The organism is Aminobacter ciceronei (assembly GCF_014138625.1).
Classification (GTDB): domain Bacteria; phylum Pseudomonadota; class Alphaproteobacteria; order Rhizobiales; family Rhizobiaceae; genus Aminobacter; species Aminobacter ciceronei.
This window is the reverse complement of record NZ_JACJHY010000012.1, coordinates 92,854-105,992: the sequence shown is the minus strand read 5'-3', so window position 1 is coordinate 105,992 and position 13,139 is coordinate 92,854. Positions and strand designations below refer to the sequence as shown.

At 63.7% G+C, this 13,139-nt stretch carries 8 protein-coding genes; 3 read left to right on the top strand and 5 right to left on the bottom strand.

Annotated features, from left to right (window positions below; all coding sequences use genetic code 11):
• The first annotated feature begins 123 nt into the window (after positions 1-123).
• The gene (gene pyc, locus HNQ95_RS14125) at positions 124-3,582 is read left to right on the top strand and encodes a pyruvate carboxylase (RefSeq protein ID WP_067956648.1); all 3,459 of its coding nucleotides are present in this window, start codon (positions 124-126) and stop codon (positions 3,580-3,582) included.
• A 20-nt stretch (positions 3,583-3,602) separates the two neighbouring features.
• Here pyc and HNQ95_RS14120 read toward each other — a convergent pair whose 3' ends face one another.
• Positions 3,603-4,433: an SH3 domain-containing protein gene (locus HNQ95_RS14120; RefSeq protein WP_182574267.1), complete on the bottom strand. Its 831-nt coding sequence runs from the start codon at positions 4,431-4,433 to the stop codon at positions 3,603-3,605.
• A 377-nt stretch (positions 4,434-4,810) separates the two neighbouring features.
• On the opposite strand from HNQ95_RS14120, the gene HNQ95_RS14115 reads away from it, so the two are divergent.
• Positions 4,811-6,001 carry an MFS transporter gene (locus HNQ95_RS14115; RefSeq protein WP_182574268.1) on the top strand — a complete coding sequence of 397 codons (1,191 nt, stop codon included), beginning with the start codon at positions 4,811-4,813 and terminating at the stop codon, positions 5,999-6,001.
• Here the strand turns inward: HNQ95_RS14115 and HNQ95_RS14110 are convergent.
• Complete coding sequence (locus HNQ95_RS14110; RefSeq protein ID WP_154386640.1) at positions 5,980-6,873, bottom strand: LysR family transcriptional regulator; 894 nt, start codon at positions 6,871-6,873, stop codon at positions 5,980-5,982. The two genes, HNQ95_RS14115 and HNQ95_RS14110, sit on opposite strands and share 22 nt — an antisense overlap.
• A gap of 94 nt (positions 6,874-6,967) precedes the next feature.
• On the opposite strand from HNQ95_RS14110, the gene HNQ95_RS14105 reads away from it, so the two are divergent.
• The gene (locus tag HNQ95_RS14105; RefSeq protein WP_154386639.1) at positions 6,968-7,924 is read left to right on the top strand and encodes an NmrA family NAD(P)-binding protein; all 957 of its coding nucleotides are present in this window, start codon (positions 6,968-6,970) and stop codon (positions 7,922-7,924) included.
• A gap of 429 nt (positions 7,925-8,353) precedes the next feature.
• Here the strand turns inward: HNQ95_RS14105 and HNQ95_RS14100 are convergent, their stop codons facing one another.
• The 3 genes from HNQ95_RS14100 to HNQ95_RS14090 all read right to left on the bottom strand — a co-directional run bounded on the left by HNQ95_RS14100 (position 8,354) and on the right by HNQ95_RS14090 (position 12,920).
• Positions 8,354-8,512 carry a DUF3309 family protein gene (locus HNQ95_RS14100; protein ID WP_083948446.1) on the bottom strand — a complete coding sequence of 53 codons (159 nt, stop codon included), beginning with the start codon at positions 8,510-8,512 and terminating at the stop codon, positions 8,354-8,356.
• Positions 8,513-8,610: 98 nt separating this feature from the next.
• On the bottom strand, positions 8,611-11,784 hold the full coding sequence (locus HNQ95_RS14095; protein ID WP_182574269.1) for an efflux RND transporter permease subunit: 3,174 nt from the start codon (positions 11,782-11,784) through the stop codon (positions 8,611-8,613).
• A gap of 2 nt (positions 11,785-11,786) precedes the next feature.
• Positions 11,787-12,920 carry an efflux RND transporter periplasmic adaptor subunit gene (locus HNQ95_RS14090; protein WP_182574270.1) on the bottom strand — a complete coding sequence of 378 codons (1,134 nt, stop codon included), beginning with the start codon at positions 12,918-12,920 and terminating at the stop codon, positions 11,787-11,789.
• Between the last annotated feature and the right edge of the window lie 219 nt (positions 12,921-13,139).

Genomic DNA, 13,139 nt, shown 5'->3' with positions numbered 1-13,139 from the left:
AAATGCCGGTCTGACCCAACGGAAATTAAATCGATTTAGCAATGTGTGTTTTCGGTTGCACCGCAGCATTTTCCCGCTAATCATTCGCCGCCTCTTAAATATCCGGTTCCCTGGAGCGTATTCGTGCCGATCAGCAAGATCCTCGTCGCCAACCGATCCGAAATCGCCATCCGCGTCTTCCGCGCGGCCAATGAGCTGGGGCTCAAAACCGTGGCGATCTGGGCCGAAGAGGACAAATATTCGCTGCATCGCTTCAAGGCCGACGAAAGCTACCAGGTCGGCCGTGGTCCCCATCTCACCAAGGACATGGGACCGATCGAAAGCTACCTGTCGATCGAGGAGATCATCCGCGTCGCCAGGCTGTCGGGTGCCGATGCCATCCATCCCGGCTATGGTCTGTTGTCGGAGAGCCCCGAGTTCGCTGACGCCTGTGCTGCCAATGGCATCACCTTCATCGGGCCGAAGCCCGAGACCATGCGCCGGCTTGGCAACAAGGTGGCGGCGCGCAACCTTGCCATTGAAGTCGGTGTGCCGGTGATCCCGGCGACCGACCCTCTGCCCGACGACATGGACGAGGTGAAGAGGCTCGCCGCCGAGGTTGGCTATCCCGTCATGCTCAAGGCCTCATGGGGTGGCGGCGGTCGTGGCATGCGCGCCATCCGCAGCGAGGCCGACCTTATCCGCGAGGTGACCGAAGGCAAGCGCGAGGCCAAGGCGGCGTTCGGCAAGGACGAGGTCTATCTTGAAAAGCTGATCGAACGCGCTCGCCACGTCGAGGTGCAGGTGCTGGGTGACACCCATGGCAACGCCGTGCACCTGTTCGAGCGCGACTGCTCGATCCAGCGCCGCAACCAGAAGGTCGTCGAGCGCGCACCAGCACCTTACCTCAGCGAGGAGCTGCGCCAGGAGCTGTGCGGTTATGCCCTCAAGCTCGCCCGCGACACCGCCTATATCGGCGCGGGCACTGTCGAGTTCCTGCAGGATGCCGACACCGGCAAGTTCTACTTCATCGAGGTCAACCCGCGCATCCAGGTTGAACATACCGTCACCGAGCAGGTGACCGGCATCGACATCGTCAAGGCACAGATCCACATCCTCGACGGCTTCGCCATAGGCACGCCGGAATCGGGCGTGCCCGTCCAGGCAGACATCCGCCTCAACGGCCATGCCTTGCAGTGCCGCATCACGACCGAGGACCCGGAGCAGAACTTTATTCCCGACTATGGCCGCATCACCGCCTATCGCGGCGCCACCGGTTTCGGCATCCGCCTCGACGGCGGCACGGCCTATTCAGGCGCGGTCATCACCCGTTTCTACGATCCGCTGCTGGAAAAGGTCACCGCCTGGGCGCCGAACCCGGTCGAGGCGATCGCGCGCATGCATCGGGCGCTGCGCGAGTTCCGCATTCGCGGCGTGGCGACCAACCTGACCTTCCTCGAAGCGATCATCACGCACCCGTCGTTCCGCGATAATTCCTACACCACCAGGTTCATCGACTCGACGCCCGAGCTGTTCGCGCAGGTCAAGCGCCAGGACCGCGCCACCAAGCTGCTCAACTACCTCGCCGACGTCACCGTCAACGGCCACCCGGAGACGCGTGGCCGCGCCGCGCCCAATCCAGAGGCCGCAGCACCCGTCGTGCCGTGGTTCACTGGCCCGATCCCCGACGGCACCAGGCAGATGCTCGACCAGCTTGGCCCGGAGAAGTTCGCGGCCTGGATGCGGGCGCAGAAGCAGGTACTGATCACCGACACGACGATGCGTGACGGCCACCAGTCGCTTCTGGCGACGCGGGTGCGCACCCATGACATCGCCAAGATTGCCGGTACCTATGCGCGCGCGCTGCCGCAGCTGCTGTCGCTCGAATGCTGGGGCGGTGCCACCTTCGACGTCGCCATGCGCTTCCTGACCGAAGACCCGTGGGAGCGGCTATCGAAAGTCCGTCAGGCGGCGCCCAACATCCTGCTGCAGATGCTGCTGCGCGGCGCCAACGGCGTCGGCTACACCAACTATCCCGACAACGTCGTCCAGCATTTCGTTCGCCAGGCTGCATCAGGTGGCGTCGACCTGTTCCGCGTCTTCGACTGCCTCAACTGGGTCGAGAACATGCGCGTGTCGATGGATGCGGTCGGTGCCGAGGGCAAGCTCTGCGAAGCGGCGATCTGCTACACCGGTGACATCCTCGACCCGAACAGGGCGAAGTACGACCTGAAGTATTATGTCGGCCTCGCCAAGGAGCTGGAAGCGGCCGGCGCGCACATCATCGCCGTCAAGGACATGGCGGGCCTGCTCAAGCCGGCTGCGGCGCGCGTGCTGTTCAAGGCGCTGCGTGAGGCCACCGACCTGCCGATCCATTTCCACACCCACGACACGTCGGGCCTGTCGGCGGCAACCGTGCTGGCGGCGGTCGAAAGCGGCGTCGATGCCATCGACGCGGCCATGGATGCCTTCTCAGGCAACACCTCGCAGCCGTGCCTGGGCTCGATCGTCGAGGCACTGCGTGGTTCGGATCGCGACCCGGGCCTGGCGCCCGAATGGATCCGCCGCATCTCGTTCTACTGGGAAGCCGTGCGCAACCAGTATGCCGCCTTCGAGAGCGACCTGAAGGGACCCGCTTCGGAGGTCTATCTGCATGAGATGCCGGGTGGCCAGTTCACCAACCTGAAGGAACAGGCCCGCTCGCTCGGCCTCGAGACCCGCTGGCACGAGGTGGCGCAGGCTTATCACGACGTCAACCTGATGTTCGGCGACATCGTCAAGGTGACGCCGTCGTCCAAGGTCGTCGGCGACATGGCACTGATGATGGTCAGCCAGGAGCTGACCGTCGCCGACGTCGAGAACCCGGCCAAGGACATTGCCTTCCCGGACTCGGTGGTGTCGATGCTGCGCGGCGATCTCGGCCAGTCGCCGGGCGGCTGGCCGGCGGCACTGCAGAAAAAGGTGCTGAAGGGCGAGACACCGATCACCACGCGCCCCGGTTCGCTGCTCAAGCCGGCCGATCTCAAGGCCAACCGCAAGGAAATCGAGAGCAAGCTCGGGCGCAAGCTGTCCGAGGACGAGTTTGCCTCCTGGCTGATGTACCCGAAGGTGTTCACCGACTTCGTCGGCGCCCAGGACACCTACGGTCCGGTCAGCGTGCTGCCGACGCCGGTCTATTTCTACGGCATGAAGCCGGAGGACGAGGTTTTCGTCGATATCGAAAAGGGCAAGACGCTGGTCATCCGTTGCCTCGCTGTCGGCGACGTCGACGAGAAGGGCATGGTGACGGTGTTCTTCGAACTCAACGGCCAGCCGCGCCGCGTCAAGGTGCCGGACCGTGCCCATGGCGCATCCGCCTCCAAGGCACGGCGCAAGGCCGAGGCGGGCAACGACGCCCATGTCGGTGCGCCGATGCCGGGTGTCGTCTCGACGCTCGCCGTCTCAGCCGGCCAGCCGATCAAGGCCGGCGACGTGCTGCTGTCGATCGAAGCCATGAAGATGGAAACGGCACTGCATGCCGAACGCGACGGCACCATCGCCGAGGTGCTGGTGCGTGCCGGCGACCAGATCGACGCCAAGGACCTTTTGGTCGTCTACGGCTGATCTCGCTCAGGGTCGGGGGCTCAGAACAGCCCCTGACCTGCCTTTGCTTCTTCCGCCACGGTGCGGCGGATCAGGTTTTTATACATGTAGCCGCGCTGGCCTTTGTAGACGACCGTGCACCAGTTGCAGTCGACCTCGGCCTCGATCTCGGCATTGGCCGGAACGACGACGATCACCTTGGCCTCGTCGGCAGGTCCGTCACGCAAATTGGCGTATTTCACCACCTTTGCCGGGCGCAACTCCGGCAGCGGACCGGTCGTCGCCTGGGCAACATTACCGGTCTCGCCGTCTATCATGCCGGTCTGCTGCTCGAGCATCGCCACCTCCGTTTCCGTCTCCGCCACCTGGACGTCGATCGAGCCGCGCAATCCTTCCGTTGGAATGACCGTGGTCGGCGCTGGATCGGGCGCCTGGTCGGCGGCCGTGGTCAATGGCGTTGTGGCCGTCTCGCCTCGCTCGTCCGGGCCGGCAGCTGCCGTCGCCTGGGGCTTTTCGAAATGGCTGGTTGCGGGTGCCGAGGCCAGGGCTGACAGGAGCGGGGCCTGTGTTGGCGCTGGCACTGCCGGAACCGGAGCGGCTGCTGTCTGACCGGTGGCCGATGCGATCGGCTTGGCTGTCTCGGCGGGGATTTCCGTGCCGGGGTTCTTGGTTTCGAGGCGCGGGGGCAGGACGGCTGCGGTTTCTATCGGGTCCGGCTTGTCGCTGCCGGTGAGCCCGAATGCGACGATGGCGATCGCCAGCGTCGCAGCTGCGCCAAGCAAGCCGATTTCGAGCTTCGACAGATGCAGCCGGGGCAGACGGGCGGCGAGGCCGCTTGATATCCCGGCAAGCCGGAAGGCGGGGGTATTCATGGTACAAGACTCCACACTGGTACAGCCCGGCGACATGCCGAAGCCGACCCCCAACCCGATTTGGCATGCAATGTATCGAAACGATTGCGAACGTGGAGTGTGTTGCCCGTCCCGCCGCAGTTTCCAAGCTTCCTTGCTAGCCCAGCTATTCGACGGAATTCGGGCAATCGTTAACCTTTGTTACCGTCCTGGCCCAATGCTTGCCATGGAAGCTGACTTGACTGGCTTCTAAATCGATTTAAAAATCAGCAGTCGCCTTGAAATGCGGTGGCGACACCGGGACCTGTCGAGCTTGGCGGTCACTTTTTGAATCCGACGATCACGGCAGGTTGAAATCGATTTCAGCTGCCAGGCAGCTATGTTAGGAGTCGCGCTCGATGAGCATCAAAGACGCCACCCCGACACCCGCCAACGCTTCGGCCCGATGGGCTGTCGCAGCAGCATTTTTCATGAACGGCTTCATGACCGGAAGCTGGGCGCCGCAGATTCCGTTGCTGGTCACCCGGCTCGGCATCAGCGAGTTCGTGCTCGGCCTGTTGATCCTTGGTTTCGGCATCGGCGCGCTGACGGCGATGCCGTTCTCCGGTTACCTGATGACCAAGCGCGGCTCACGCCCTGTTGTCATCGGCTTCGCCTGGATTCTGGTCTTTGCACTGCTGATGGTAGCCTTGGCGCCCAATGTCTGGCTGACTGCGGTGACGATGTACATCTTCGGCGCCACGGCGGGCGCCATGGATGTCGCCATGAACGCCAATGCCGTTGCGGTGGAAAAGCGGCTGTCGCGCGCTATCATGTCGTCGTCGCACGGCTTCTGGAGCCTTGGCGGCTTCGTCGGCGGCGGGCTTGGCGGCATCATCATCCAGCAGTTCGGGCATCTGCCGCATGCCTTGTTCGTCACGCTCGTTGCAGCGGCCATGACCGCCTTTGCCCTGCGCTATCTGATCGAGGACAAGCCGGTGGCGCATGAGCATCGGCATTTCCGTATGCCGCGCCTGGCGGCCATTTATCTCGTCGGTGTCATGGCGCTGTTTTCGATGATCCCGGAAGGTGCGGTGCTCGACTGGGCGGCGCTCTACCTCAAGCAGGAACTTGGCGCCGACATCGCTACCGCCGGTTTCGCCTTTGCCGCCTTCTCCGGCATCATGGCACTGATGCGGTTCCTGGGTGATGGTGTCCGCAACCGCTTCGGTGCGGTCAACACCCTGCGCGTCTCGGCACTGGTCGCCGCTGCCGGCATGCTGGCTGCAGGCCTTGCGCCCAATCCCTGGATCGCCATCGCCGCCTTCGCCATGTGCGGGCTGGGCGTCGCCAACATGGTGCCGATCGCCTTCTCCGCCGCCGGAAACCAGCCCGGCGTGGTGCCGAACATCGGCATGAGCGTGGTCACCACGATGGGTTATTCAGGCATACTGGTGGCGCCGTCGGCGATCGGCTTCGTCGCCGGCCATACGGGCTTTGCGCCTGTTTTCGTCACCTTGTCCGGCCTGCAGGTCGTGGTATCCGTCATGGCCGGGCTCGCCCGCCATGCCGACTTCAGGGCAATGACTCAAGCGGCGCCGGCGGAATAACGCTTCAGCTCTACATGCAGGAAGTCGACGACGCGACGGATACGTACGCTTGCGCGCACGTCGCGATGCATGGCGAGCCAGACCGGCAGTACAGGCAGCGGCAGGTCAGGCAGGACGACCTCCAGCCCCGACTCGCGGTGGATCAGCGGCAACTGGCCGATACCCACGCCGTTGCCGGCCCGCACGGCCTCCCAGAGCACGATGTGGTTGTCGGAGCGGAAGCGGAAGGCATGCCGCGTCATCCCGGGGTAAAAGCGTTCGAGGCCGCGGATCATCTCGTCGCTGCGGTCGAACCCGATCAGGTCATGCTGCTGCAGATCCTCCGGATGCCCCAGCCGGCCGCGGCGGTTGAGATAGGTTGTAGCAGCGCACATCCGTAGCACGATGTCGGTGACCTTGCGGGCCACCAGCTCGTTCTGGGCCGGCTGCACCATGCGGATCGCGATGTCGGCGTCGCGGCGCAGAAGATTCTCGACTTGGTTGGACGCGACGACCTCGACCTCGATGCCCGGCTCTTCCATTCCGAGACGTGCCAGCATCACAGGCAGGACATGGGTGGCAACCATCTCGCTCGCCGCGATCCGGACCGTGCCTTCGATCGCTTCCACCGCGCCCAAAGCGAGTCGCGCGAATGATGTTGCCTGTTCGCTGACGGCACGGCCCCGCTCGAACAGCAGGCTACCGGCCTCGGTCAGCACATAACCCTGGCGGCCGCGCCGAAACAGCGTGACGTCGAGTACGTGCTCGAGCTCGGCGATATGGCGACCCAGGGTCGGCTGGCTGGAGCCCAGTTTGCGCGCCGCGGCCGACAGGCTGCCGGTTTCGGCAACCGCGACGAAGCTTCGGATGAGGTTCCAGTCGAGCTCAGGCATCTATACAAAAACGAATATCAGGTTGCCATTTCCAGTCAATTTATTTCCCGAAATGAATGAACGACATTGCGGTCACACAACAGGAGTGACCGACATGACCAAGATCGCAATATTGGGTGGCCGCGGCCGGCTTGGCCGCGCCGTCGCCAAGGCCTTTCTCGACGCGGGATACCAGGTGAGGGCCATCACCCGCGACGGGACGCTGCCGGCTGAGCTTGCTGGCGCCGAAGCGTTCGCCGCCGACGCGCTCGACCGGCAGTCGCTTGTCGCTGCCACACGTGGCATGGACATCGTCTTCAACGGCCTGAGTCCCGTCTACACCGACTGGAGCTCGGTGCTGCCGATGGCCGAAAACGTCATGGCTGCCTGCCACGCCAATGGCGCGCTGCACATGGTTGCCGGTACCGTCTACAACTTCGGCTCGCCGATGCCTGCCGTCATATCAGAGGACACGCCGCAGCGACCGACGACCGACAAGGGCCGCATCCGCGCAGAGCAAGAAGAGCTGTACCGGAACGAGGCCGATGCCGGCCGGGTTCGGACTGTGTTGCTCAGGGCCGGCGACTTCTTTGGCGGCAAGGGCACGGGCTCCTGGTTCGACCTGATCATCGCCTCCAAGCTGGCCAAGGGCGTCTACACCGCGCCTGGCCCCGTGGATCTCGTTCATGCCTGGGCCTATCTGCCCGATCTCGCCAGAACGTTTGTGGCGCTGGCCGACAGGCGAGAGTCTCTCGGCGCCTATGAAAGCTTCAATCTCCCGGGCCACTCCCTGACCGACCTGGAGATCAAGGCGGCAATGGGGCGTGTGACAGGCCGCAAGCTCAAGCTCGCCAGCATGCCGTGGTGGGTGCTGCGCGCCGGTAGCCCGTTCGTGCCGATGTGGAAGGCGATCGTATCGATGTCCTATCTGCGCTTCGAACCGCATCGCCTCGTCTCGATGCGGCTGGGAGCCGCCATCGGCGAGATCCCGCACACGCCGCTGGACGAGGCGGTGAAGGGCGCGCTCGACGATCTTGACTTGCTCCCTTCCAGACTCAAGTCGGCCGCCTGAAGCCTTTCAGCTTCCAGCCGTGACTGTGCATGAGATAGTTGCGTTGGATGAGCGCGTTGACCGGTATCGCCTTGTTGCTCGCAGCTTGCAACGGCGCCGGCCGTGGCCGACACGATCTCCGCCCAGTCGGCCGTGCTTGAAAGCCTGATCGAGAAGGTGGACGACGCCGCCCAGACTGCCGCCGACATCGAGAGGCTCGTCTAGCGGGAGAAGGCCTGGGCTTTGAAGGCCATGGATGTGGGCGGGGCCGCCAACCCCTACAGAAAGTACGGCGTCTGCCTTGAGGCGTCGTCCGACTTCAATGCTTATGTCACCGATGTCCAGCATGCGTTGCGGACCGGGGCGTCCCGGCCCGGCACGATTACCGCAAGGGGCTGGCGACCTGCGCAGGCTTGCTCCAGTCGCCTTAGCCGGCTGGTCCGCTGACGGTCAGATCCGCCCCATCAGCATCAACACCAAGAGCACCACGAGCAGGATGCCGACGATGCCCGATGGGCCATATCCCCATCCGCGCGAGTGCGGCCAGGCCGGCACCGCGCCGAGCAGGATCAGGATCAGGATGATGATGAGCAGGGTTGAAATCGTCATTGTTCATGCCTCGGATTCTTGGGGTTCATCGAGGCAGCAACGCAAAAGGCCGCCCGGTTGTTCCTGGGCGGCCTTTCATGGGGTCTTGCTTGGTCAGTCTATTCCGCTGCCTTGGGGAAGGCGACAGCAGGTTCGTCGGGGCCAGGCGCCGGGGTGGCGCTAGCCTCGACCTTGTCCTTCCGGTGGAGAAGCTTGCTGAACCAGCCACGCTGGCCGGGCTTGCGTTTCTCGCGGGTGAACACCATCAGCATCGCCGGCGTCACCACCAGTGTCAGCACGGTGGCGAACGACAGGCCGAAGACGATCGCCGAGGAGAGCGCGATCCACCACTGCGTCGACGGGGCGTTGATCGTCGTCTCGTGGTGGAAGATCTCCAGGCCGAGGCCGAAGGCGATCGGCATGACGCCAAGGATGGCCGACAGTGCGGTCAGTACCACGGGCCGCGCGCGTTCGCGGCAGGTCTGCAGCACCGCGTCGAGCTTGTTCCAACCTTCATCGCGCAGCCGATCATAGGTGTCGATCAGCACGATGTTGTTGTTCACCACCACGCCGGCCAGTGCGATGAAGCCGATGCCCGACATGACGATGACGAAGGTCTGACCGGTCAGCAACATGCCGAGCAGCGCACCGATCACCGCCATGACGACGCAGGACAACACCAAGAGCACGCTGGTGAACTTGTTGAACTGCGCCAGAAGCACGATGAAGATCAGGAAGATCGCGGCGCCGAACGCATTGCTGAGGAAGGCAGCTGCCTCCGCGCTGTCTTCGTTCGACCCGGCGAGCTTCCAGTCGACGCCCGGCTTGGCAATCTCACCAACGGCCTTGGCGACCGCAGCCTGAACTTCGGCGACCTGGAAGCCGCCTGCCACATTGGCCTGGATGGTGATGGTGCGCTTGCTGTCGATACGTTTCAGGACGCCAGCGGTCCGCTCCGGCTTGCGTGAGACGAAGTTGGAGATAGGCACAGACCCTTGTGCCGTTTCGATGCGCAACTCGTCGAGCGCCGACAGCGTGCGTCGGTCCTCCGGCAGACGCAGCCTGATGTCGACGGCGTCGTCCGTGCCCGCGGGCCGGTAGTCGGTCAGTTTCAGGCCCGTGGTCACGAGCTGAACCACCGTTCCGACAGAGGTCGGGCTGATGCCGAACTGCGCGGCCTTGGAGCGATCGACCTCAAGCGCCCAGTCGACCCCGGGGGGCGGCAGGCCATCGGAAAGGTCGATGACGCCGGGAACCTTGGCCACGGTCGCGGCCACCAGCTTGGCATAGTCGTTGAGCCCGGTCGGGTCCGTCGCCGAAAGCTGCACCTGGATGGCCTTGCCGGTCGGCGGGCCGGCGTCCGGAACGCGCACCTCGACATCGACGCCCGGAATGCCGGACATCGCGACACGCAGGTCTTCGAGGATCTTGTGCGCGGATTCGCGCTCGCGCCAGTCGATGAACTCATAGTTGATGACACCGATGACGTCTTCCGGAACGTCCTCGCCGCCGCGTGTCTTGCCGACCTTGGTCAGTACCGACTTGATGCCGGGCCAGCCGATGATGCGCTGTTCGGCGATGCGTGTTGCGGCGTCCATTTCCTCAAGCGAGAGGTTGCCGCGGGCGTGGACGTAAAGCAGGCCGTAGTCCGGCTCGACCGAGGGGAAGAACTCCACGCCATTGCCGAACTTGACGTAGGAATAGAGGCCGCCGCCCAGCAGCATCAGCGTCAGGACGATGGCGGTGATCGGGAAGGCCACGGCCTTCTTGACGATCGCCATGTAGAGGCCGTCGCGGTTTTCTTCCTCGCCATGAAGCGGCGCCTTGCCGATGATTGCGCCGATCGCCGGGGCAAAAATCAACGCATAGGCCATCGAGGCGGCGAGCGTGACGATCAACGTGATCGGCAGGTACTTCATGAAGTCGCCGACGATGCCTGGCCAGAACAGCAGCGGCGAAAACGCCGCGATGCGGGTCAGGGTCGCCGCAATGACCGGTCCGGCCATGCGTTTGGCGGCTTCCTCGAACGCCTGCGCCTTCGGCATGCCTTCCGACATGCGGCGCTCGGCATATTCGGTGACGATGATCGCATCGTCGACAAGCATGCCAACCGCCAGAATGAGCGAGAACAGCACGATCATGTTGATCGTGTAGCCCATCAAGGCAAGCAGCAGGATGCCGATCAGGAACGAAGACGGGATCGCCAGTCCGATCAGCATCGAGGCGCGCCCCGAAAGCGCATAGAGAATGACGATGAAGACCAGGATGACGGCAATCATCACGTGGTTCTGCAGGTCGTTCAGCAGCTGGTTGACGAAAACCGATTTGTCCTGGGTGTAGGTCACCTGCAGGTCGGGCAGCGCCTGTTTGCTCTTTGCCACGAACTCTTCGGCAACCTTCTTCGAGCCTTCGATGGTCTCGACGACATTGGCGCCGATGCGCTTCTTGACCGCCAGCGTGATCGCCGGCCTGCCGTCGATGCGGGCGATCGTCTCGGCGTCCTTGAAGGTCGAACGCACGGTGGCGACGTCGCGAACTCGGACGACAGCGTTCGGGCCGGCCACGACAGGCAGGTTTGCGACGTCCTCCGGCGTTTCGATCAGCGACGGCACCTTCACCGCGTATTTGCCTTCCGCTCCCTCGATGGTACCGGCGGCGACGAGACTGTTCGATGCGCCGACGCCCTGGATGAGCTGGTCGAGCTGCAGGCCATAGGAAGACAGCTTTACCGGATCGACGATCGCCTCGACGAGCTCGTCGCGAGATCCCTGGATCTCGGCCTCGAGCACGCCGGGCACCTCTTCGATGCGGTCGCGCAGGTCTTTGGCGGCGGCGGTCAGAGCGCGTTCCGGAATGTCGCCGGACAGCGTGATGAACACGACCGGGAATTCGGACAGATTCACCTCGTTGACTGTCGGTTCTTCGACGCCCGCGGGGAGGTCGCGCTTGGCGTCCTGCACCTTGTTGCGCGTGTCGATCAACGCGTCGCCCAAATCGACCGACGGATCGAATTCGACGACGACGTTGGCGCCGCCCTGATAGGCGTTCGACTTCATCTCCTTGAGCCCCTTCAGGCTCTTGAGCTGAGATTCGACAGGGCGCAGCAACAGTCGTTCGGCGTCTTCAGGCGAAATGCCGTTGTACACCAGGCTGACATACATGATCGGAATGGCGACGTCCGGCTCGGCTTCCTTGGGCACGGCGCGGTAGGCAAGCGCCCCCGCGATGACCAGGAAGAGCAAGACCGAAAGGGTCAGTCGCGCATTGCGGATCGCAAGGCTGACGATATCCATTTTTACTGCGTCCCGGCTGCGCTTTCAGCGAGTTTCTTGAGGGCCGCCTCGTCGGCGACCTGGGCCTGCACTTCGTCGCCTTCCTTGACGAGGTCCTGGCCGGCGATGATGACCTTCGCGTCAGCTGGGATGCCACCGAGGACGAGACCCTTCTGGGTGTCGTCGACCAGGTCGATCGGGAAGAAGACCACCTTCGACGCCGCGTCGATGGCGCGGATGCCGAGGTCGCCGTTCTGGCCGAGCGTCACCACCGAACGGGGCAACACCACCGCGTCGGTCGGGTTGGCGCGCACGGTGATTTCAGCGGTCATGCCGGCCGGGATGGCATTGTCCTCGTTGGGGACCGCGATCTCGATCGGGAAGGTGCGGGTCTTGGCGGTGGCGTCGCGGCTGATATAGCGAACCTTGCCCTTGACCACTTCGCCGTTGATCAGGCTGACATCGGCCTCATCGCCGATCTTGACGTAGCGCAGGTCGCGCTCGCTGATCTCGCCCTTGGCGAGGATCGGATCGAGACTCAGGATCGTGGCAACCTCGCCGCCTTGCGCGACCGAGGAGCCGAGCTCCACAGAAACACGATCGACGACGCCGTTGAACGGAGCCTTGACCTGGTTGCGCGACAGCTCGGCTTCGGATGCCTGGAGCTGCGACTGTGCGGTCTGGTAGTTGGACCATGCAATGTCGCCGGTCAGCTTGGCTGCAGAGCCTGCCTTGGTGAGCTTCTGCGCTGCTTCCCATTCGGCTTTGCGCTGCGACAGCACCGCCTTTGCCGTTTCGACGGCTGCGGCCTTCTCTTCGGCGTCGAGCATCAGGATCAGGTCACCCTGCTTGATGTGGTCGCCCTGCTTGACCGGCAGTTCGGCAATGATGCCGGCCGCACGAGTGGCAAGCGTTGCGCGCTTTTCTGCTTCGGTCTGGCCGGAAATGCGGATGGCGCGGGCGTGTTCGACGCGTGGCGGCGCGACAACCATGACAGTGCGCAGCGGCGCCTTTGGTTGTTCTGCGGCCTGGGCAGGTTTTTTGTCGGGTTGAGTCTGAGCGCTGCCCACCGAAGAGAATTCGCCAGTGCCCATCCACGCGGCGAATGCCACGAGCACGACCAAGGCTGCAAGCTTATGGAACCTAATCTTCGACATTGTCGTTATCCGTTAAGGACGGTTGCGGCTACCGCCATCTTGCCTGGCGCGTCGCCCCGATATGGTGGCGCGCAATACCGCATTCAATCCGCCGCGGGGGCAAAGCGGCGGAAGGGCGTCTTCTACATCAAATGAAGATTACAAAATAGTGATAAAAAAGAATGGAAACATCATCCTGACAAAACTGGCAGGAGGTGTCAGCACGCCGTGGTTGCTTGT

Coding starts and splice junctions, on each gene's coding strand:
- HNQ95_RS14120 (WP_182574267.1), bottom strand. CDS start 4,433: ATGAATACCCCCGCCTTCCGGCTTGCCGGGATATCAAGCGGCCTCGCC.
- HNQ95_RS14115 (WP_182574268.1), top strand. CDS start 4,811: ATGAGCATCAAAGACGCCACCCCGACACCCGCCAACGCTTCGGCCCGA.
- HNQ95_RS14110 (WP_154386640.1), bottom strand. CDS start 6,873: ATGCCTGAGCTCGACTGGAACCTCATCCGAAGCTTCGTCGCGGTTGCC.
- HNQ95_RS14105 (WP_154386639.1), top strand. CDS start 6,968: ATGACCAAGATCGCAATATTGGGTGGCCGCGGCCGGCTTGGCCGCGCC.
- HNQ95_RS14100 (WP_083948446.1), bottom strand. CDS start 8,512: ATGACGATTTCAACCCTGCTCATCATCATCCTGATCCTGATCCTGCTC.
- HNQ95_RS14095 (WP_182574269.1), bottom strand. CDS start 11,784: ATGGATATCGTCAGCCTTGCGATCCGCAATGCGCGACTGACCCTTTCG.
- HNQ95_RS14090 (WP_182574270.1), bottom strand. CDS start 12,920: ATGTCGAAGATTAGGTTCCATAAGCTTGCAGCCTTGGTCGTGCTCGTG.